The sequence below is a fragment of the Cronobacter sp. HA18003 genome (assembly GCF_011605905.1).
GTDB lineage: Bacteria > Pseudomonadota > Gammaproteobacteria > Enterobacterales > Enterobacteriaceae > Cronobacter > Cronobacter sakazakii.
Genome location: NZ_JAANQO010000021.1, coordinates 1 through 21061 on the forward strand (window position 1 = coordinate 1; position 21061 = coordinate 21061).

Annotated in this window: 21 protein-coding genes and 1 other annotated feature; of the genes, 6 read left to right on the forward strand and 15 right to left on the reverse strand. The window is 56.4% G+C overall.

What is annotated here, in order from left to right; translation table 11 throughout:
- Positions 1 to 368: 368 nt before the first annotated feature.
- The 3 genes from clpB to rluD all read right to left on the reverse strand — a co-directional run bounded on the left by clpB (position 369) and on the right by rluD (position 4777).
- Complete coding sequence (gene clpB / locus G6041_RS11190) at positions 369 to 2942, reverse strand: ATP-dependent chaperone ClpB (protein ID WP_007870142.1); 2574 nt, start codon at positions 2940 to 2942, stop codon at positions 369 to 371.
- A gap of 129 nt (positions 2943 to 3071) precedes the next feature.
- Positions 3072 to 3800 (reverse strand): purine nucleoside phosphorylase YfiH, encoded by a 729-nt coding sequence (yfiH, locus tag G6041_RS11195; protein ID WP_012124007.1) that lies wholly within the window; start codon positions 3798 to 3800, stop codon positions 3072 to 3074.
- Positions 3797 to 4777 carry a 23S rRNA pseudouridine(1911/1915/1917) synthase RluD gene (gene rluD, locus G6041_RS11200; RefSeq protein WP_012124006.1) on the reverse strand — a complete coding sequence of 327 codons (981 nt, stop codon included), beginning with the start codon at positions 4775 to 4777 and terminating at the stop codon, positions 3797 to 3799. Before rluD ends, yfiH begins: the two co-directional genes overlap by 4 nt.
- A 129-nt stretch (positions 4778 to 4906) precedes the next feature.
- On the opposite strand from rluD, the gene bamD reads away from it, so the two are divergent.
- Positions 4907 to 5644 carry an outer membrane protein assembly factor BamD gene (gene bamD, locus G6041_RS11205; protein ID WP_012124005.1) on the forward strand — a complete coding sequence of 246 codons (738 nt, stop codon included), beginning with the start codon at positions 4907 to 4909 and terminating at the stop codon, positions 5642 to 5644.
- Positions 5645 to 5696: 52 nt separating this feature from the next.
- On the opposite strand, the gene G6041_RS11210 is transcribed toward bamD, so the two are convergent.
- Positions 5697 to 6902 (reverse strand): lysozyme inhibitor LprI family protein, encoded by a 1206-nt coding sequence (locus tag G6041_RS11210; RefSeq protein WP_012124004.1) that lies wholly within the window; start codon positions 6900 to 6902, stop codon positions 5697 to 5699.
- A gap of 346 nt (positions 6903 to 7248) precedes the next feature.
- Here G6041_RS11210 and raiA point away from each other — a divergent pair, with 346 nt between their 5' ends.
- The 3 genes from raiA to pheA all read left to right on the forward strand — a co-directional run bounded on the left by raiA (position 7249) and on the right by pheA (position 9000).
- Positions 7249 to 7590, forward strand: coding sequence for a ribosome-associated translation inhibitor RaiA (gene raiA, locus G6041_RS11215; RefSeq protein WP_004385565.1), 342 nt, complete (start codon positions 7249 to 7251; stop codon positions 7588 to 7590).
- A 103-nt stretch (positions 7591 to 7693) separates the two neighbouring features.
- Positions 7694 to 7818: a sequence feature (Phe leader region), on the forward strand.
- Entirely contained in the window at positions 7695 to 7742 is a 48-nt protein-coding gene (pheL, locus tag G6041_RS21315) for a pheA operon leader peptide PheL (RefSeq protein WP_192961017.1), read from the forward strand. (Overlaps the previous feature by 48 nt.)
- Before the next feature lie 21 nt (positions 7819 to 7839).
- Positions 7840 to 9000, forward strand: a complete 1161-nt coding sequence (pheA, locus tag G6041_RS11220; protein ID WP_007896306.1) for a bifunctional chorismate mutase/prephenate dehydratase — start codon at positions 7840 to 7842, stop codon at positions 8998 to 9000.
- 30 nt (positions 9001 to 9030) lie between these two features.
- Here pheA and G6041_RS11225 read toward each other — a convergent pair whose 3' ends face one another.
- From G6041_RS11225 to ffh, 10 genes are all read right to left on the reverse strand, one after another.
- On the reverse strand, positions 9031 to 9900 hold the full coding sequence (locus G6041_RS11225) for an SMP-30/gluconolactonase/LRE family protein (RefSeq protein ID WP_411814039.1): 870 nt from the start codon (positions 9898 to 9900) through the stop codon (positions 9031 to 9033).
- Between the two features lie 76 nt (positions 9901 to 9976).
- Positions 9977 to 11098, reverse strand: coding sequence for a bifunctional chorismate mutase/prephenate dehydrogenase (gene tyrA, locus G6041_RS11230; RefSeq protein ID WP_012124002.1), 1122 nt, complete (start codon positions 11096 to 11098; stop codon positions 9977 to 9979).
- An 11-nt stretch (positions 11099 to 11109) separates the two neighbouring features.
- Positions 11110 to 12180, reverse strand: a complete 1071-nt coding sequence (gene aroF, locus G6041_RS11235) for a 3-deoxy-7-phosphoheptulonate synthase AroF (protein WP_012124001.1) — start codon at positions 12178 to 12180, stop codon at positions 11110 to 11112.
- 198 nt (positions 12181 to 12378) lie between these two features.
- The gene (locus G6041_RS11240) at positions 12379 to 13746 is read right to left on the reverse strand and encodes a PepSY-associated TM helix domain-containing protein (protein ID WP_012124000.1); all 1368 of its coding nucleotides are present in this window, start codon (positions 13744 to 13746) and stop codon (positions 12379 to 12381) included.
- Positions 13747 to 13799: 53 nt separating this feature from the next.
- Positions 13800 to 14240 carry a DUF2946 domain-containing protein gene (locus G6041_RS11245; protein WP_007896295.1) on the reverse strand — a complete coding sequence of 147 codons (441 nt, stop codon included), beginning with the start codon at positions 14238 to 14240 and terminating at the stop codon, positions 13800 to 13802.
- Positions 14241 to 14406: 166 nt separating this feature from the next.
- Positions 14407 to 14754: a 50S ribosomal protein L19 gene (gene rplS / locus G6041_RS11250; RefSeq protein WP_002914145.1), complete on the reverse strand. Its 348-nt coding sequence runs from the start codon at positions 14752 to 14754 to the stop codon at positions 14407 to 14409.
- Between the two features lie 45 nt (positions 14755 to 14799).
- Positions 14800 to 15573: a tRNA (guanosine(37)-N1)-methyltransferase TrmD gene (trmD, locus tag G6041_RS11255; RefSeq protein WP_004385559.1), complete on the reverse strand. Its 774-nt coding sequence runs from the start codon at positions 15571 to 15573 to the stop codon at positions 14800 to 14802.
- Between the two features lie 30 nt (positions 15574 to 15603).
- Complete coding sequence (gene rimM / locus G6041_RS11260) at positions 15604 to 16152, reverse strand: ribosome maturation factor RimM (protein WP_007870198.1); 549 nt, start codon at positions 16150 to 16152, stop codon at positions 15604 to 15606.
- Between the two features lie 18 nt (positions 16153 to 16170).
- The gene (gene rpsP, locus G6041_RS11265) at positions 16171 to 16419 is read right to left on the reverse strand and encodes a 30S ribosomal protein S16 (RefSeq protein WP_004385557.1); all 249 of its coding nucleotides are present in this window, start codon (positions 16417 to 16419) and stop codon (positions 16171 to 16173) included.
- 258 nt (positions 16420 to 16677) lie between these two features.
- Positions 16678 to 18039, reverse strand: a complete 1362-nt coding sequence (ffh, locus tag G6041_RS11270) for a signal recognition particle protein (RefSeq protein ID WP_012123997.1) — start codon at positions 18037 to 18039, stop codon at positions 16678 to 16680.
- 162 nt (positions 18040 to 18201) lie between these two features.
- On the opposite strand from ffh, the gene G6041_RS11275 reads away from it, so the two are divergent.
- Positions 18202 to 18996: a cytochrome C assembly family protein gene (locus tag G6041_RS11275; protein WP_007795757.1), complete on the forward strand. Its 795-nt coding sequence runs from the start codon at positions 18202 to 18204 to the stop codon at positions 18994 to 18996.
- A gap of 18 nt (positions 18997 to 19014) precedes the next feature.
- Positions 19015 to 20304, forward strand: coding sequence for an HlyC/CorC family transporter (locus tag G6041_RS11280; RefSeq protein WP_014728249.1), 1290 nt, complete (start codon positions 19015 to 19017; stop codon positions 20302 to 20304).
- Positions 20305 to 20373: 69 nt separating this feature from the next.
- On the opposite strand, the gene grpE is transcribed toward G6041_RS11280, so the two are convergent.
- Positions 20374 to 20967 (reverse strand): nucleotide exchange factor GrpE, encoded by a 594-nt coding sequence (grpE, locus tag G6041_RS11285; protein WP_012123995.1) that lies wholly within the window; start codon positions 20965 to 20967, stop codon positions 20374 to 20376.
- Positions 20968 to 21061 lie beyond the last annotated feature (94 nt).

Genomic DNA, 21061 nt, shown 5'->3' on the forward strand with positions numbered 1-21061 from the left:
TTCGTTTATCGTCCGTAGACGTTAAGATATCAGTGCCCCGAGTGCCCACACAGATTGTCTGATAAATTGTTAAAGAGCGGTGCGACGCGGCGTTCAGCCTGCTGTCGCGAGGTGGCGTATATTACGCTTTCCTCTTTCAGAGTCAAGCGTTTATTTTCGCTTTCGTCTGCCTGACGGGCCGGCTCGTTTGCCGTTGTGCCGTGTCAGTGGAGGCGCATTATAGGGAGTTCTTCTCAGCTGACAAGAGGAAATTTTAAAAAAAATTCCGATCGTTCATTTTCCAGGCACAAAGACTGAAGAATCACCATCATTGCCTGGTTTATAAACAAAAACGAGCCCCGCAGGGCCCGTTTTTCATTTTTTGCGAGTTACTGCACAGCGACAATATGATTGTCGCGCACGATAAGCTCGATAGTTTTACCGGGCACCAGCTCACCGGAGAGGATTTGCTGGGCCAGCGGGTTTTCAATCTGCTGCTGAATCGCACGTTTCAACGGACGCGCGCCATAAACCGGGTCGTAGCCGTTCTCACCAAGCAACTGCAGCGCGTCATCCGAGATATGCACCGCATACCCCCGGTCTTCCAGACGCTGATAAAGCCGCTGCAACTGGATCTGCGCAATAGAGGCAATGTGTTTCTGTCCTAACGGATGGAATACCACCACTTCATCAATACGGTTGATGAATTCCGGGCGGAAGCTCTGCCCGACCACGCCCATCACCAGCTCTTTCATGCTCGCGTAATCCAGCGCGCCGAAACGCTCCTGAATCAGATCGGAACCCAGGTTAGACGTCATGATGACCACAGTATTACGGAAATCGACCGTTCTGCCCTGCCCGTCCGTCAGACGTCCATCATCCAGCACCTGCAGAAGAATGTTGAACACATCAGGGTGCGCTTTTTCCACTTCATCCAGCAGAATGACGGAATAAGGACGGCGGCGAACCGCTTCGGTCAGATAACCGCCTTCTTCATAACCGACATATCCCGGAGGAGCGCCAACCAGACGCGACACCGAGTGTTTCTCCATAAACTCGGACATGTCGATACGCACCATCGCATCGTCGCTGTCGAACATAAAGTTAGCCAGCGCTTTGCAGAGTTCAGTTTTCCCCACCCCGGTCGGCCCGAGGAACAGGAATGACCCAATCGGACGGTTCGGATCGGAAAGCCCGGCGCGGCTACGGCGAATCGCATTCGACACCGCTTCGACCGCCTCATCCTGGCCGATCACGCGCTGATGCAGATCCTGCTCCATACGCAGAAGCTTATCGCGCTCGCTCTCCATCATGCGGGAGACCGGAATACCCGTCCAGCGCGCCAGCACTTCGGCGATTTCCGCGTCAGTGACTTTATTTCGCAGCAGCCGCATCGTTTTGCCTTCCGACTGCGTGGCGGCGGCGAGCTGTTTCTCAAGCTCCGGAATTTTGCCGTACTGCAGTTCAGACATCCGTGCCAGGTCACCCACGCGGCGCGCCTGCTCGATGGCGATTTTCGCCTGCTCCAGCTCTGCTTTAATGGTCTGCGTACCGGAGAGTGAGGCTTTTTCCGCTTTCCACTCTTCTTCCAGCTCAGAATACTGACGCTCTTTATCCGACAGCTCATCGTTCAGCATATCGAGGCGTTTTTTACTGGCCTCGTCAGACTCTTTCATCAGCGCCTGCTGTTCCAGTTTGAGCTGAATAATGCGGCGGTCGAGGCGGTCAAGTTCCTCTGGCTTCGAGTCAATCTGCATACGAATGCTGGACGCCGCTTCATCGATAAGGTCAATGGCTTTATCCGGCAACTGGCGGTCGGCAATATAACGGTGCGACAGCGTCGCCGCTGCGACAATCGCCGGGTCGGTTATCTGCACATGGTGATGCAGCTCATAGCGCTCTTTCAGGCCGCGCAGGATCGCAATGGTATCTTCCACCGACGGCTGGGCGACAAACACTTTCTGGAAACGGCGCTCCAGCGCGGCGTCTTTTTCAATGTACTGGCGATATTCATCAAGCGTCGTGGCGCCTACGCAGTGCAGCTCACCGCGCGCCAGCGCCGGTTTGAGCATGTTGCCCGCATCCATCGCGCCATCAGCTTTACCCGCGCCGACCATAGTATGCAGCTCATCGATAAACAGGATGACGTTGCCTTCCTGTTTCGACAGATCGTTCAGTACGCCTTTCAGACGCTCTTCAAATTCGCCGCGGTATTTCGCACCGGCCACCAGCGCGCCCATATCGAGCGCCAGCACCCGGCGCCCTTTCAGGCCTTCCGGCACTTCGCCATTAACGATACGCTGCGCCAGCCCTTCGACTATCGCGGTTTTACCGACGCCAGGCTCACCAATCAGTACCGGGTTGTTTTTGGTACGACGTTGCAGTACCTGAATCGTACGACGGATTTCTTCATCGCGGCCAATGACCGGATCGAGCTTGCCCTGCTCGGCACGCTCGGTCAGATCGACGGTATATTTTTTCAGTGCCTGCCGCTGATCTTCGGCACCCTGATCGTTCACGGTTTCGCCTCCGCGCATATTTTCAATCGCTTGTGTGACGTTCGCGGTCGTGGCGCCCGCGGCTTTAAGTAAATCCGCAAGCGTTCCGCGCGACTCCAGCGCCGCCAGAACAAACAGCTCTGAGGAAATAAAATTGTCGCCCCGTTTCTGCGCCAGCTTGTCGCAGAGATTCAGTGCCCGCACAAGATCCTGCGACGGCTGAACGTCGCCGCCGGTGCCTTCCACCTGCGGCAGGCGGCTCAGCGCCTGGTCGAGATCGGTGCGTAACTTCCCGGCATTAACGCCTGCGGATGTCAGCAAAGGACGAACGGAACCGCCTTCCTGATTTAGCAGGGCGCTCATGAGGTGAAGGGGTTCGATAAACTGGTTGTCGTGCCCCAGTGCGAGTGACTGGGCATCGGCAAGAGCAAGCTGGAATTTATTGGTAAGACGATCCAGACGCATAACTCCTCCCATAACAGGTCAAAATTGCTACTGGAGATTAAATGAGGTCATCCCTCAATTATTCAAGGTTAATGACCTTAATTATGTAGAGCGTCAGTTATCCGTACCGGATCGTCTTGATTCAATAGGTTATATCAGCCAAATGAAACTTGCCATACGACCTGTCGTTCTGTCGCGGCGATACGAGAAAAAATCGTGGCTTTCGCTATGCGTACAGCGCTCACCGCCATAAACGGCGGTCACGCCCATCTTCGCGAGACGCTGGCGCGCCAGCAGATAGATATCGGCGAAATATTTCTCGCCGTGCGGGCGAAAAGCAGCTGCAGCCGCCGGATCTTTAGCGATAAACGCCTCGCGCACTTCCGGACCAACTTCAAAAGCCTGCGGGCCAATCGCCGGGCCAAGCCAGGCCTGAATAGTGGCGGGCGGCGCGCGAAAACAGGCGACGGTCTCTTCAAGCACGCCTTCGCACAGTCCGCGCCAGCCTGCGTGCGCCGCCGCCACTTCCGTGCCGGACGACTCGCAAAACAGCACCGGCAGGCAGTCGGCGGTCATCACCGCGCAGACCGTTCCCCGCTCACGGGTATAAGAGGCATCTGCGCGCTTAGAGGCATACGGCCCGCCGTCGAGATGAAGGACATCCTTACCGTGCACCTGCTCAAGCCAGACGGGCGATGAAGGGAAATTCGCCGCCTGATAAAAGCGGCGACGGTTCTCTTCGACATGTTCAGGATTATCCCCGCAGTGCGCGCCCAGATTTAAGGCGTCGTAAGGCGGCAGGCTGACGCCGCCGTGGCGGGTTGAGCTACAGGCCGCAACGCCCGAAGGCAGCGGCCACTGCGGAGTAATCAGTTTCATAACCAGTCCACGTCGTCTTTATGGGCTTCGAAATCAGCGCGCAGCGCGTCGATAAGATCAACCATGTCCTGCGGAATAGGCGCATGCCACTCCATCAGAATACCGCTGATGGGGTGATAAAGACGCAGCATGGTCGCGTGCAGCGCCTGACGATCGAACTTACGCAGCGCCTGAATAAATGCTTCACTCGCGCCTTTCGGCGGACGCGGACGGCCGCCGTACAGCTGATCGCCCACCAGCGGATGGGTGATATGCGCCATGTGTACGCGGATCTGGTGCGTACGGCCGGTTTCCAGACGCAAACGCAGGCGGGTGTGAATCCGAAAATGCTCCATGATGCGGTAGTGCGTCACCGCCGGTTTGCCCATCGGATGCACCGACATATGGGTGCGTTTGGTCGGGTGGCGGCTGATAGGCTCGCTGACCGTCCCGCCCGCCGTCATATGACCAATCGCCACCGCTTCATATTCGCGGGTGATTTCACGCAGCTGTAGCGCTTCAACCAGACGCGTCTGCGCCGGAACGGTTTTCGCGACAACCATCAGGCCGGTCGTGTCTTTATCCAGACGATGCACGATACCCGCGCGCGGCACATCCGCGATAGGCGGGTAGTAGTGCAGCAGCGCGTTAAGCACGGTGCCGTCCGGGTTGCCGGCGCCCGGATGAACCACCAGATCGCGCGGTTTGTTGATAACCAGAATATCGTCATCTTCATAAACGATATCGAGCGGGATATCCTGCGGCTCGAAGCGCGCTTCTTCTTCGATTTCAGCATTGATGGCGACACGTTCCCCACCCAACACTTTCTCTTTCGGCGTATCGCACATCTGGCCGTTTACCAGCACGCGCTGGTCGAGGATCCATTCTTTTATGCGTGAACGTGAATAATCCGGGAACATTTCGGCCAAAGCCTGATCTAAGCGTTGACCGAGTTGTGACTCGGACACCGTTGCGGTGAGTTGTACTCGTTGTGCCATATACAGCTTCTTCGTTAACGTTGGGTTTTACGGCTTTGCCGTTTAATATAGTGTGCTATTGTAGCTGGTCTTAATCGGGAGCTGGAACAGTGAAACTCCCGCATAACATCTGAGGAAAGTCAAAACGTCATGACGCGCATGAAATATCTGGTGGCAGCCGCCACGTTGAGCCTGGCTTTGGCGGGCTGCTCCGGTTCTAAGGAAGAGGTGCCCGATAATCCGCCTTCAGAGATCTACGCGACTGCGCAGCAAAAGCTGCAGGACGGTAACTGGAAAGCGGCAATAACGCAACTGGAAGCGTTAGATAACCGTTATCCGTTTGGCCCATATTCTCAGCAGGTACAGCTGGATCTGATCTACGCCTATTATAAAAACGCCGATCTGCCGCTGGCCCAGGCCGCTATTGACCGTTTTATTCGCCTTAACCCGACCCACCCGAATATCGACTACGTTATCTACATGCGCGGCCTGACCAATATGGCGCTTGATGACAGTGCGCTGCAGGGCTTCTTCGGCGTCGATCGCAGTGACCGCGATCCGCAGCATGCGCGCGACGCGTTCCGCGACTTCTCGAAGCTGGTTCGTGGTTACCCGCAGAGCCAGTACGCTACCGACGCCACTAAACGTCTGGTCTACCTGAAAGACCGTCTGTCGAAATATGAGCTTTCCGTTGCGCAATATTACACCAAACGCGGCGCGTGGGTGGCCGTTGTGAACCGTGTGGAAGGTATGCTGCGTGATTATCCGGATACCCAGGCGACCCATGAAGGGCTGGGCCTGATGGAAAACGCCTATCGCGAGCTGCAGCTCAACGCGCAGGCGGATAAAGTGGCGAAAATTATCGCCGCGAATAACACCGGCTCCTGATCCTTACATCAGCGTAAAAAGCCAGCCCGGCGGGCTGGCTTTTTTTATGGCGTTACTCACCGGTCCACGTCGATCCGTCAATAAAGGTAACGCGGTCATCCACCCACTCGCGCACGATGTTCTCTGCCGCTTTACGGGCGTTTTCGGGCGTAAAGCCGCGATCCTTTTGCAACCACTGTGCCGTTGCCTGACGCGCAGGCTCAAGCGCCGCCAGCACTTTTTCACGCTGCGCTTTTGGCCAGGCCGCTTCGTCTTTCCACTCGCGGATCTCTTTTTCCGAATCCCGCGGTTTTTGAGCCGGTTCGGAAGGGTTGAGGTAATCCTCCGGCTTAACGGTCACGTGCAGCTCAAAAATACGCCAGTCCGCATAGCTGGCATGCTGAATCGTCCCGGCGCCTTCACTCGCTTTGCTCAGCGCATCGGAAAACGCATCGTCGAGCGCTTTCCAGGCGGGCGTACTGAAAATTGCAGCCTGAGGGGCACAAACTGGCGCTGCGCCATCGCGTGATGAACCATACAGCGCCCCAAACGCTTCATAAGCGGCCTGCCCTTGCGCCGGGAAAATAAAGCAGTGGACGTACGGGCGATCGCTATCGTTTTCGTAATCCAGCCTTTCGATATTCATACGCAGCAGCGTCAGCACCGCCCGGTCTTTGCCCTCTTTCGGGTCGCTGTCGATATCTTTCATCACCGACCAGGCGAAATCATCATCCTTAAGCCCGTCCAGCGCCATCTGATGACGCTTATTGGCCTCCAGCGCCGTCACGCCGCTGGCGGGCACGAAATGATTAAGATAAACCAGCCATGCGGAGGCGAGCGGCGTCTGATACTGGCGCAGCTTATCCGCGGCGGTCGCCGGTGAAGCAGGGATAAGACTGACCGCGGCATCGAAATCGTGGGTGGCGCGGCGCGCGATACGCTCAAGCTGTTCAGCGCGGGGTTTCATGGTCGCCATAAGACATGCGTTAAGTTCACTCGCATTACCCGCACAGGCGTTGCGCGTTTTAAGCCACGCGCGCTGCTCCGTGCGTAACGCCGCGGCGTCCTGTGCGGTCATGCTGCTTGTGGCGCGCAGGTAGCTGTCGCTGATTTTGCTGTCGAGTTCGCCGAGCGATGTTTGCTGGCAGATGGCGTGTTCAACAGGCGTGCCCGCTTTATCACAATCAAATGACGCGCCGATGGCAGGCGCAGCGCCACAGGCGAGCGTCACACAGAGCGCGAGACGACGAAGCGCCGTCAGCCGAAAGGTGGCTTTCATAACAATCCTTTTTACGTAAAGAGCCGTGCATTTAGGCAGGTATGAGTGACGCATTATTGCCGAAGCTGCGCCTTTCGAGGAACTCTCAAAAAAGGTATATGGACCAAAAAAGAGGCATAAAAACGGATTTGATGGAGGTTTAAACAGAGAAGGCGGTGGAGTTAACTCATCAACTATGACCGCTTTTAACGAGGCCGACAAGCGAAATCCGCCCTCTTCCTGTCCTGACTCACAAAAACGTTTTATTGACAAAAAGTGACAAAATAAAGTGATCTGAATCACGCAAATTGACGCTGGGGCGGTTATGCTGAAGTTACCAAGACGGGAAAGACAAGAGGTAACATTTATGACAATGAACATTACCAGCAAACAGATGGAAATCACCCCCGCTATCCGCCAGCACGTCGCCGACCGTCTCGCCAAACTTGAAAAATGGCAAACTCATCTGATTAATCCGCATATCATTTTATCTAAAGAACCCCAGGGGTTCGTCGCGGACGCCACCATCAATACACCTAACGGCCATCTGGTCGCCAGCGCCAAACATGAAGATATGTACACGGCCATTAACGAACTCATTAACAAGCTGGAAAGGCAACTGAACAAGGTGCAACACAAAGGCGAGGCCCGCCGCACCACAGGCTCCGTTAAAGACGCCAACTTCGCCGAAGTCGAAGAAGAAGAGTAAAAACATCAGCGTCATCTTTTATCACGCGCCTTCGGGCGCGTTTTTTATTGACAGAACAAAAAGGGTGCGGGTACTTTACCGGTATGCTTATTAAGGAATCTCTCATGAAGCAACACGCGTTTTTCTTCGCTTTCTTTTTTACCTTCCCCTGAACGGGAGGCGTGTCGTCGTACAGAAAGCAAGCGAAGACGAACTAACAGGCCTCCCACTCCGGGGGGCCTTTTTTATGGCTATACACAAGGTGGCGTTATGACTGCGGAAAACCCGTTGCTGGCCCTGCGCGATAAAATCAGCGCGCTGGATGAACAATTACTCGCCCTGCTGGCGCAACGCCGGGCGCTGGCGGTTGAGGTAGGCAAAGCGAAACTCGCCACCCATCGTCCAGTCAGGGATATCGATCGCGAGCGAGATTTACTGGAGCGGTTAATTAGCCTTGGCAAAACTCACCATCTCGACGCGCACTACATCACCCGGCTTTTTCAGCTGATCATCGAAGACTCCGTTCTTACCCAGCAGGCGCTACTCCAGCAGCATCTTAACCAGACCAACCCGCACTCCGCCCGCATCGCGTTTCTCGGCCCGAAAGGCTCTTACTCGCACCTGGCCGCCCGCCAGTACGCGGCTCGCCATTTCGATCACTTCATCGAAAGCGGCTGCGCAAAATTTCACGATATCTTTAATCAGGTGGAGACGGGCCAGGCCGATTACGCCGTCGTGCCGATTGAGAACACCAGCTCCGGCGCGATTAACGATGTCTACGATCTGCTGCAACACACCAGCCTGTCGATTGTCGGCGAGCTGACGCTGCCTATCGATCACTGCGTGCTGGTCTCCACCTCCACCACGCTTGAGAAAATCGAAACCGTCTACAGCCATCCGCAGCCGTTCCAGCAGTGCAGCCAGTTCCTCAAGCGCTACCCGAACTGGAAAATCGAATATTGCGAAAGCACCGCCGCCGCGATGGAAAAAGTGGCGCACGCCAGCTCTCCTTATGTCGCCGCGCTCGGCAGCGAAGCGGGCGGCGCGCTCTACGGTTTGCAGGTGCTGGAGCGCAATCTCGCCAACCAGACGCAAAACATCACCCGCTTTGTGGTGCTGGCCCGCAAGGCTATCAACGTGTCCGATCAGGTGCCGGCGAAAACCACGCTGTTAATCGCCACCGGCCAGCAGGCTGGCGCGCTGGTTGAAGCGTTACTGGTGCTGCGTAATCACAATCTGATTATGACGAAGCTTGAATCGCGCCCGATTAACGGCAACCCGTGGGAAGAGATGTTCTATCTGGATGTTCAGGCGAATCTCCACGATGCTGCGATGCAGCAGGCGCTGAAAGAGCTTGTGGAGATCACCCGGTCGATGAAAGTACTGGGCTGTTACCCGAGCGAAAACGTGGTGCCGGTCGACCCGGCATAACCAGACACGGCCGGAGATCCGGCCGTTTTTTTATCCTTTAAATCGCGGCTTCGGCAGGCCTGCGACGCTGACCTCAAGCGTAAAGAGCGCGCCCGAGAGCGGAAACTTCTCCAGCTCCTCCAGATCCATATTTTCCCGCGTGGTGGTGATATAGAGCGTTTTCATCTCCGGGCCGCCAAAACAGACCATCGTCGGGCAGCGCACCGGCAGGCGATACTCCTCAAGCTGCTCGCCATCTGGCGAAAAACGCGCGATGCGGTGACCGTCATACATCGCCGTCCAGTAGCAGCCTTCCACATCCAGCGCCGCGCCATCAGGAATGCCTTCGCCTTCGCCAAAGGTTTTAAAAATCTCGCGTTTGCCCGGCTCGCCGAGCTCATCAAGCGGCGTGCGGTAAATCACGCCTTTCGGCGTATCAGAGGTATACATCCAGCGTCTGTCAGGGCTGAAGGCAAGGCCATTCGCGCCGTGAATATCGCTCTGGATCACATGCGCGCTCAAATCATTATCTACACGCACCAGCAGCGCGCCTTTATAATCACCGGGAGCCCAGAAGGTGCCCGCGTAAAAGCGTCCGTCGTGGTCGGTGCCGCCGTCGTTGAAGCGCGCCAGCGCCGGGTTATTGGGGTTATCGCAAATCTTCTGCCCCAGAATGCCCCGCTCGTCAGCAAGCCAGATGCCGCTGCGCAGCGCGACGATAAAGCCGCCCTTCTCACGCAGCGCGAAGCATCCCACCTCTTCCGGGAATTGCCAGACGCGGTGTTCGCCGCTTTGCGGCTGGTAGCGATGGATCTCCTGCTCCAGGATATCGGCCCAGTAGAGCGCCTGCTCCTGCGCGTCCCAGGTCGGGCATTCCGGCAGGTGGCCGGTGTAATCAAACAACAGCTGCGGTTGCGCCATTTCGTTCATCCTTTTTCGCCATAAAAAAAGCCAGCGGAACTGGCCTGCTGGCTTTTGAGTATAAGCGGATTTTGCGTTACTGGCGGCTGTCGTTTGCCTGGCGCAACAGCGCGCGGCTCTCCTGCTGGAATCGTTTCGCATAATCGCCGAACCAGTGCTCCACTTTCCGGAAGCTGTCGATAAACGCACGCTTATCGCCCTGCTCCAGCAGGCCAATCGCCTCACCAAACCGCTGGTAGTAACGCTTAATCAGCGCCAGATTGCCTGGCGACGACATAATGATATCGGCGTAGAGCTGCGGGTCCTGCGCAAACAGGCGGCCCACCATCGCCAGTTCCAGCCGGTAAATCGGCGAGGAGAGCGCCAACAGTTGCTCCAGCTGTACATTTTCTTCGGCCAGATGCAGGCCGTAGGCAAACGTCGCAAAATGGCGCAGCGCCTGAATAAACGCCATGTTTTGATCGTGCTCGACCGCGCTGATGCGGTGCAGCCGCGCGCCCCAGACCTGAATTTGCTCAAGGAACCACTGGTACGCCTCCGGCATGCGGCCATCGCAGTAGACCACCACCTGTTTGGCGAGGCTGCCGCTGTCCGGCCCGAACATCGGGTGCAGGCCCAGTACCGGGCCTGAGTGCGCTTCCAGCATCGCCTGCAGCGGCACGTTTTTCACCGAGGTTAAATCGACCAGCACGCAATCCTGCGGCAGCGCGGGCAGCTTGCGGATAACCGCTTCGGTCAGGTGCACCGGCACACTGACAATCACCATTCCGGCGTCAGCACACAGCGTCTGCGCCTGTGGCCAGTCCTGCTGCTCCAGAATGCGCACCTGGTAGCCGGAGAGCGTGAGCATTTTTTCAAACAGCTGGCCCATCTGGCCGCCGCCGCCGACAATCACTACCGGGCGCAGCGCCGGGTTAAGCGTTTTAAAGCCTTTATCGTTCTCGCTGGAGTACGATTCCCGCATCACGCGCCGCAACACATCTTCGATAAGATCCGGCGGCACGCCGAGCGTTTCGGCCTCATGACGACGCGACGCCAGCATAGAGGCCTCGCGCTCCGGCACATAAATCGGCAGCCCGTAGCGGCTTTTTACTTCACCCACTTCCGCCACCAGCTCCAGACGGCGCGCCAGCAGCCCCAGCAGCGCCTTATCCACTTCATCAATTTGATCGCGCAGCGCGGTCAGTTCAGCCACCATCGTTAAACCCCTTACGCCAGGCGCGCCGCCAGCGCCCCTCGCAAATCCTGATGAAGCTCGCGCAGGAGCGCCTCGGTGGTTTCCCAGCTAATGCAGGCGTCGGTAACCGATACGCCGTATTTCATGGCGCTGCGCGGCTGTTCGGAAGACTGATTGCCTTCGTGAAGGTGGCTTTCAATCATCAGACCAATAATAGAACGGTTGCCGTCTTTAATCTGCGCCACCGCGGATTCCGCGACGCCCGGCTGGCGGCGGTAGTCCTTGTTCGAGTTGCCGTGGCTGCAGTCAATCATCAGCGCCGGACGCAGACCCGCCTGCGCCATCTCTTTTTCACACTGCGCGACATCCGCCGGGCTGTAGTTTGGCGCTTTGCCGCCGCGCAGGATCACGTGGCCATCCGGGTTGCCCTGCGTTTGCAGCAGGCACACCTGGCCTGCCTGATTGATGCCGACAAAACGGTGCGGCATCGCGGCGGCACGCATCGCGTTAATCGCGGTCGCAAGGCTGCCGTCGGTGCCGTTTTTAAAGCCGACCGGCATAGAGAGGCCAGACGCCATTTCACGGTGCGTCTGCGATTCCGTGGTACGCGCGCCAATCGCGGACCAGCTAAAGAGATCGCCTAAGTATTGCGGGCTGTTCGGATCGAGCGCTTCGGTCGCGAGCGGCAAGCCAAGGCTCACCAGATCCACCAACAGGCGGCGCGCGATTTTCAGCCCCGCTTCCACATCAAACGAGCCATCCATATGCGGATCGTTAATCAGCCCCTTCCAGCCAACCGTGGTACGGGGCTTTTCAAAATAGACGCGCATGACAAGGTAAAGACTATCGCTGACCTGTTCAGACAGGGTTTTAAATCGACGAGCATACTCCATCGCGGCTTCAGGATCGTGGATCGAGCAAGGTCCACACACCACCAGCAGGCGCGGATCGCGACCGGCGATGATATCGGAAATGGTCTGGCGAGAGCGCGCGATCTGCGCCTCCTGTTCAACGGTCAGCGGAAACTGGGCTTTGAGTTGATCCGGAGTGATTAATACCTGTTCATCGGCGATATGAACGTTATTCAGCGCGTCTTTTTGCATGATGGCGATCCTGTAAGTTTGCTCGTTGCGATAGTTTTCCTCTGCGAGGAGGATTTAACAATATCACAGATGGTAAAGATTTCAATCCATAAAACGTACCGATAACTTTACAATAGGAAAATAAATGGCGATTACCGGGCCTGAATGTGTAATGATTACTTTCCACAATAAGAAAAGGCGGGTTTCCCCGCCCTGTTATTATTGCCCTTTCTCAACGACCGGTTCGCGACGCCCCTGCCGCCAGCGCCAGTAGTCCATCAACAATATTATAACGAGGCTAATGCCCATGACCGGCAGCGCCAGCCCCAGCAGCACAGCTGTCGCGAGCGTCACCACGCGCCAGACAACAGGCAGATTCAGCCAGCCCTGGCTTAGCGTCGCTGCCGGGCTAACCAACGGCCCCTGCGGGCGACGCAACCACCAGAGCCGGTAGCCAAGCACAATTGCCACGCACAGCGCGATGCCAAAGGTGATAAGCAGCAACTGGTTTAGCAGGCCGAACAGAATGCCCATATGAAAATCGACGCCCCAGCGTGTGAGCTTCGCCATCAGCGGGTAATCCGCGAAGCGTGTGATATCGATTACCTGGAGCGTGGCGCCGTCCACTGCCACGGCATCGACCTGCGTGGGCCAGGTACGGTCTATCTCAGTTACCGTCCAGGCACGCCCCGCCTCACGTGGCGGACGAATCTCCAGCCTGCGGGCGTCAATACCGGCGTTTCTCGCCGCGTGTAGCACCTGGTCATACTGACGCGCATCAATGTGCAGCGCTGGCATGTCCAACGTGCCGTGATGCATATGGTGCTCCGCATGCGGATCGTGTTCCTGCGCCCCGCCATGCAGTTGCGTATTGACCTGCGGCGTCAGCCAGCCAAACGCGGCGCGCATTTTATCGACGTTCGCACCTGCCCACTGCGACCAGGTAAGGCCGGTTGCAGAGAAGAGCAGCATACCGGTAAGCAGCGTCCAGCCGAGACCCGTATGCAGGCGGCGTGTATTCTGAAACGCGTTTTTCATGCGCCGTTTCGGGCGGGTGAAGCACCAGAGCGCGATACCGCCAAGTGCCGCCACCCACATCCATGAGGCCGCCAGTTCGCTGTAGACACGCCCGACGTCGCCAGCCAACAGCGAGCGGTGCATATAGTCTATCCACTGGCGCAGGGGCAGAATGCCGCTGGTGCCATAGACGGTCATGTCGCCTTTTACCGCAAGGGTCACCGGATCGATAAATATGGCGTGCGACTCCGACTCACCAAGCGACGGGTCAGCAAACATCACCCGCGTCGTCTCGCCAGGCGTTAATGCCGGACGCACCGCAGAGAGGCGCAACTTACCGCCGGTCTGTTGCTCCGCCACCGCGATTTGCTGCGCCAGCGGCAGAGGCGTGCCCGACGTAGCGCCGGACAGCGCCTCGCGATAGATCCAGTTTTCCAGCTGCGGGGTTGCGACATAGAGCGTGCCCGTCAGCGCGGCGATGAAAATAAACGGCCCGATAAACAGACCAATATAGAAATGAAGGCGTCGCAGCAGGTTGAGCCATGCCGCGCGCGGGGTGCAGGAAGTCATACTTTTCCTTTTTTAAAAGCAGATGTTATCGCTGCGCCAGGGCGCAGGGGTTTTTAGCAGGAAAAAGCAGACAGGCGCGGCGGCGCGCGGGTATCGGGCCAGAGACGCGGGTAAAAACGCCAGTGCCTGGCCACCGGGCGAGGAACCGGCAACCGCACGCGTTGGAGAATAAAGGAGATGAGCAGTACAAGCGCCAGCAACAGGCCAGGCACGTGCGCCAGTAAAACGCAGTAGCCGCACGCTTCGGCATGATCGACCGGCATAGACATCGGCTCAGGGGCAGCCCTCTCGTGATGCATCCCCTGATGCATATCAGCCATATCGCCCATATCCGCCATCGGCATCTCATGATGCATGCCGGGCATCGCGCTCATCGGGCCTTTTTGCAGGCTGACAGAAATAAGCGGCGCCACCACAATCAGCAGGATCGCGAACAGCGCAAGCATGGCTGCGCGATAACGAAACACGGACTGATAAAAGATGTTGCTGCCCACTGCACCTCCAGAAAGGGAGGCTTATTGTAAATGATTTGGATGCAAAAGGTTAACGCATGGGAAGGGAAACAGCTGCTCTTTACACTCAGTTTAAGCGATAAAGCGACAAAAAAAGGGCCAGCCCGCAGGCCAGCCCTTTTTATATCGGATGTCGCTTAAGCGAATCTTAGTTAAGACGCTCTTTGATACGAGCAGACTTACCAGTGCGCTCACGCAGGTAGTACAGTTTAGCTTTACGTACAGCACCACGACGTTTAACAGCAATGCTGTCAACTACCGGAGAGTGAGTCTGGAAGACACGCTCAACGCCTTCGCCGTTGGAGATTTTGCGAACAGTGAATGCAGAGTGCAGACCGCGGTTACGGATAGCGATAACCACGCCCTCGAATGCCTGCAGACGTTTTTTGGAACCTTCAACAACCCATACTTTCACTTCCACGGTATCACCCGGACGGAAGGAAGGTACGTCCTGCTTCATCTGCTCTTGTTCAAGTTGCTTAATAATGTTGCTCATAATTTAATCTCTTATCCTGGGTAAACTGATGTTTCGGGTAGCGGCTTACGCGTCGCCAGTCCCATCATGTCTATGTTGCTGTTGCGCGTGTTCAGTTTTGAACTCCGCCAGCAACTTTGCTTGCTCTTCAGTCAGAGCCAGGTTTTCCAGAAGTTCAGGTCTTCTAAGCCAGGTACGGCCCAGCGACTGCTTCAGGCGCCAGCGTCTGATTTCGGCATGGTTCCCCGACAGTAAGACTGGCGGTACTTCCATCCCTTCTAACACTTCAGGCCGGGTATAGTGCGGGCAATCCAGCAACCCGTCGGCAAAGGAATCTTCCGTTGCCGACGCTTCGTGACCAAGTACGCCCGGAATAAACCTGGCGACCGAATCAATCAGCGTCATGGCGGGTAGCTCGCCGCCGCTGAGAACGTAATCGCCGATTGACCATTCTTCGTCAATTTCGGTCTGAATTACGCGCTCGTCTATCCCTTCGTAGCGGCCACAAACCAGAATTAACTTCTCGTTCGTCGCCAGCTCACTGACGCCCGCTTGATCAAGCTTGCGTCCCTGAGGTGAAAGGTAAATCACCTTTGCGCCCTCGCCTGCCGCGGCTTTCGCTGCGTGAATGGCGTCCCGCAAGGGTTGCACCATCATTAGCATCCCCGGTCCGCCGCCGTAGGGCCTGTCGTCCACGGTACGGTGCCGGTCGTGCGTGAAGTCGCGAGGACTCCAGCTGTCGATGCTCAGCAGGCCATTTTTTACTGCCCGGCCAGTTACCCCGTAATCGGTAATCGCGCGGAACATCTCAGGAAACAGGCTGATTATGCCAATCCACATAGCGCCGTTTATTACCGTTTGTCCGGAGGTTTAAAAACCAGGATCCCAATCTACTTCAATGGTTTGAGTAGCGAGATCGACTTTCTTGATAACCTGCCCATCGAGGAACGGAAGTAACCGCTCCTTGATACCGAACGCATCTTTCAGGTTTGCCTTAACGACGAGCACGTCGTTCGACCCGGTTTCCATCATGTCGATGACTTTACCGAGGCTGTACCCTTCCGTCGTGACTACCTGGCAACCGATAAGGTCTTTCCAGTAGTAGTCGCCTTCTTCGAGGTCCGGCAACTGCGAGGAATCCACGACAATTTCGCAATTGGTCAACAGATTCGCGGCATCACGATCGTCCACGCCTTTCAGCTTGATGATCATGTCCTGATTGTGGTGCTTCCAGCTTTCCAGCTGTACTTGCTGCCACTGACCCGCCTGCTGGATAAACCAGGGCTGATAGTCAAAAATGCTTTCAGCGTCTTCGGTGGAGGAAAACACTCTGAGCCAACCACGAATGCCGTAAGAAGAACCCATTTTCCCGAGAACAATCGGGTTAACAGGGGCTTTAGCGGCGTCTTGCTTGCTCATCATGACCACCGTGACAGATTAAGCTGCTTTTTTTGCTGCTTTGATCAGCGCGGAAACGCGATCGGAAACGGTAGCGCCCTGGCCAACCCAGTGCTCGATACGATCCAGATCCAGGCGGGTGCCTTCTTCTTTCTCGTTCGCGATCGGGTTGAAGAAACCAACGCGCTCAATGAAGCGACCGTTGCGTGCATTGCGGCTATCAGTAACGACAACCTGGTAGAACGGACGCTTTTTAGCGCCGTGACGTGCTAAACGAATAGTTACCATAACATCCTCTTGTGTGAATAAAACACCGGGCCCCATCGAGGAACGGAGCCCGGCGTCATATTAAAAGCCCGAAAATTTTACTGATTTCTGAGGAAAAAGCAATCTGCATATAGCAACAGAGAACAATCAGGCGTATATCGTTGCAGCCAGTTTCGTCACGGCGTGCGCGCAGGAAGCGGAGCGTACACGCAGTACGTGAGCATTCCGAGCACACCCCGGGGCGAAAATGGCAAATAAGATAGCCTGATTTTTCTCTGTTTAGCGGCCAGGGAATCCCGGGGGCATCATCCCCTTCATATTCCGCATCATCTTCGCCATCCCGCCTTTCTTCATCTTCTTCATCATGCGCTGCATGTCGTCGAACTGTTTCAGAAGGCGGTTAACGTCCTGCACTTGCATCCCGCAGCCTGCCGCGATACGACGCTTGCGAGAGCCTTTGATGATTTCTGGCTTCGCGCGCTCTTTCATCGTCATCGAATTAATGATGGCTTCCATACGCACCAGAATTTTGTCATCCATCTGCGATTTCACGTTGTCCGGCAGTTGTCCCATGCCCGGCAGCTTGCCCATCAGGCTCGCCATGCCGCCCATGTTTTTCATCTGCTTGAGCTGCTCAAGGAAATCGTTCAGATCGAAGCCGTCGCCTTTTTTCAGCTTGGAGGCGAGTTTCTCCGCCTGGGCGCGATCGACTTTGCTCTCGATATCTTCGATAAGCGACAGCACATCGCCCATACCGAGAATACGCGACGCGATACGATCCGGGTGGAACGGCTCCAGCGCTTCGGTTTTCTCACCAACGCCGAGGAATTTAATCGGTTTGCCGGTGATGTGACGAATCGAGAGCGCCGCACCGCCGCGGGCGTCGCCATCCACTTTGGTCAGCACCACGCCGGTCAGCGGCAGCGCTTCGTTAAAGGCCTTCGCAGTATTGGCGGCATCCTGGCCGGTCATCGCATCGACCACAAACAGCGTTTCCACTGGTTTGATAGAGGCGTGAACCTGCTTGATTTCGTCCATCATCGCTTCGTCGACGTGCAGACGACCGGCGGTATCCACCAGCAGCACGTCGTAGAATTTCAGCTTCGCTTCTTTCAGCGCCGCGTTAACGATGTCGACCGGCTTTTGCCCGACGTCAGACGGGAAGAAATCCACGCCGACCTGCTGCGCCAGCGTTTCGAGCTGTTTAATCGCCGCCGGGCGATACACGTCCGCGGAAACCACCAGCACTTTTTTCTTGTGCTTTTCGCGCAGGAATTTACCGAGCTTACCGACGCTTGTCGTTTTACCGGCACCCTGCAGGCCCGCCATCAGCACCACGGCAGGCGGCTGCGCGGCCAGGTTCAGGCTCTGGTTTTCTTCGCCCATCGCCGCCACCAGTTCGTTACGAACAATCTTCACGAACTCCTGGCCTGGCGTCAGGCTTTTGTTAACTTCATGCCCTACCGCTTTCTCTTTTACGCGGTTGATGAAGTCACGCACTACCGGCAGCGCGACGTCCGCTTCCAGCAGCGCCATGCGCACTTCGCGCAGCGTCTCTTTAATGTTGTCTTCAGTCAGGCGCCCACGGCCGCTGATATTGCGCAGCGTGCGCGACAAACGGTCAGTTAAATTATCAAACATGATCTCTTGCCCAAGGGTAACTTTAGGCCGCCGCAGCGACACCGAGTAAGAATGAGGCGCAGTATAACATGAAGCCGCCCTGGTTGTGATGCAACGGTTGGAGCAGGCGGCGCGTAACGCTATACTGCTTCTCTTTCTCTTCTGGCTAATCCGACATCCTATATGCCTGTTTTTTCACTGCTGGCGCTTGTCGCCTACTCGGTAAGCCTGGCGCTTATCATTCCCGGCCTTCTTCGCAAGAACAGCGCGTGGCGTCGTCTTGCGATAATTTCGGCGGTGATAGCGCTCGTCTGTCACGCCGTGGCGCTGGAAGGTCGACTGTTCCCGGACGACAGCAGCGGCGGCCAGAATCTCAGTCTGCTCAACGTCGGTTCGCTGGTCAGCCTGATGATCTGCACCGTGATGACGATTGTCGCCTCGAAAAACCGCGGCTGGCTGCTGTTGCCGATAGTTTACGCGTTTGCCCTTATCAACCTGGCCTTCGCGACCTTCGTGCCGAATGAATACATTACGCATCTGGAAACCACGCCCGGCATGATGGTACATATCGGCCTGTCGCTCTTTTCCTACGCGACGCTGATTATCGCCGCGCTCTACGCGCTGCAACTGGCGTGGATAGACTATCTGCTGAAAAACAAAAAGCTGGTGTTCAGCGCCGACATGCCGCCGCTGATGGGTATCGAGCGCAAGATGTTCCATATCACCCAGGTGGGCGTCGTGCTGCTGACGCTGACGCTCTGCACCGGCCTGTTCTATCTTCACAACATGTTCAGCATGGAGAATATCGACAAAGCGGTGCTGTCCATCGTCGCATGGTTTGTTTATATCATCCTGCTCTGGGGACACTATCATGAAGGCTGGCGCGGCCGCCGCGTAGTGTGGTTTAACGTCGCAGGCGCCGCCTTGCTGACGCTGGCCTACTTCGGCAGCCGGGTTATCCAGCAGTTCGCTGGCTAAACTTCAAAGGACAATACGTTGGAACATATCTCAACCACCACACTCATCGTAACGCTTATCGTGATGGTGGTGGTCTCCGCCTACTTCTCCGGCTCCGAAACCGGGATGATGACCCTCAACCGTTACCGCCTGCGTCACCTGTCGAAGCAGGGCAACCGCGCGGCAAAACGGGTAGAACGCCTGCTGCGTAAGCCCGACCGGCTGATAAGCCTGGTGTTAATCGGCAACAACCTGGTCAATATTCTCGCGTCTTCGCTTGCCACTATCGTTGGTATGCGTCTGTATGGCGACGCGGGTGTGGCGATCGCCACCGGCGTGCTGACGTTCGTGGTGCTGGTTTTCGCCGAAGTCCTGCCGAAAACCGTCGCGGCGCTCTACCCGGAGAAAGTGGCCTTCCCGAGCAGCTTTTTACTCGGCCCGCTGCAAATCATCATGATGCCGCTGGTCTGGCTGCTGAATATGATCACGCGTGTGCTGATGCGTATGGTCGGCATTAAAGCGGATAACGTGGTGAGCGCCGCGCTCAGCAAAGATGAGCTGCGCACCATCGTGCATGAGTCGCGCTCGCAGATTTCGCGCCGCAATCAGGACATGCTGCTCTCCGTGTTGGATCTCGAAAAAGTCAGCGTCAGCGACATCATGGTGCCGCGTAACGATATCGTCGGCATTGATATTAACGACGACTGGAAATCCATCGTCCGCCAGCTGACCCACTCGCCGCACGGACGCATCGTGCTGTATCGCGAATCCCTCGACGACGCTATCGGCATGCTGCGCATCCGCGAGGCCTGGCGGCAGATGAACGAGAAAAAAGAGTTCACCAAAGAGGTGATGCTGCGCGCCGCCGATGAAATTTATTACGTGCCGGAAGGCACGCCGCTCAGCGTCCAGCTGGTGAAATTCCAGCGCAATAAAAAGAAAGTGGGCCTGGTGGTTAATGAATATGGCGATATTCAGGGGCTGGTGACGGTAGAAGATATTCTTGAAGAGATTGTCGGGGACTTCACCACCTCGATGTCGCCGACGCTTGCCGAAGAGGTGACGCCGCAAAACGACGGCTCGGTTATCATCGAAGGCAGTGCCAACGTGCGTGAGCTTAACAAAGCGTTTAACTGGCGCTTACCGGAAGAAGAAGCCCGCACCGTCAACGGCATGATTCTCGAAGCGCTGGAAGAGATCCCCTCCGCCGGTATTCGCCTGCGTCTGCATCAGTACGATATCGACATTCTTGATGTGCAGGAAAATATGATTAAACAGGTGCGGATAACGCCGGTAAAACCGCTGCGGGAAAGCGTGGAAGGCAACTAACCGTTACCCCATTAAAAAAGGCCAGTCGATGACTGGCCTTTTTTATTACTACGTCCATTACGACGCGGCTTACGCCTTCGCTTTCGCGACGGTCACCATCGCGGCGCGAATGGTGCGGCCGTTCAGGGTATAGCCTTTCTGCATCACCGCCAGCACGTGGTTCGGCGCAACGTCTTCCGATTCCACCATGGCAATAGCCTGATGCACGTTCGGATCCAGCGGCACGTTGGTGTCGGCAATCACTTCCACACCGAACTTACGCACCACGTCCAGCATCGATTTCAGGGTCAGTTCGATCCCTTCCACCATCGCGGCCATATCCTGGTTTTCTTTGTTCGCCACTTCGAGCGCGCGATCGAGGCTGTCGATAACCGGCAGCAGCTCGTTGATGAATTTCTCCAGCGCGAATTTATGCGCCTTCTCGATATCCTGCTCGGTACGGCGACGCAGGTTTTCCATCTCCGCTTTCATGCGAAGCACAGTGTCGCGCTCGCGGTTCTGGGCCTGCGTTAACTCCGACTGCAACCGGGCAATCTCTTCATCGCGCGGATCCACCTGCTCAGCAGATTCGGCAGATTCTACAGACTCAACCTCTTCATGCTGCTCCGTGACGATCTCTTCCGGGGCTTGCCCGTCAGGCGTTTTCTGTTCTTTACTACTCATGAAATTCTCCGCGTTTATGCATTCGTATCGCTAACCTGGATTATTATGGGGATCAGTTTGCGGGTTTCAAGGGAAGCAGACAGATTGTCCCCCT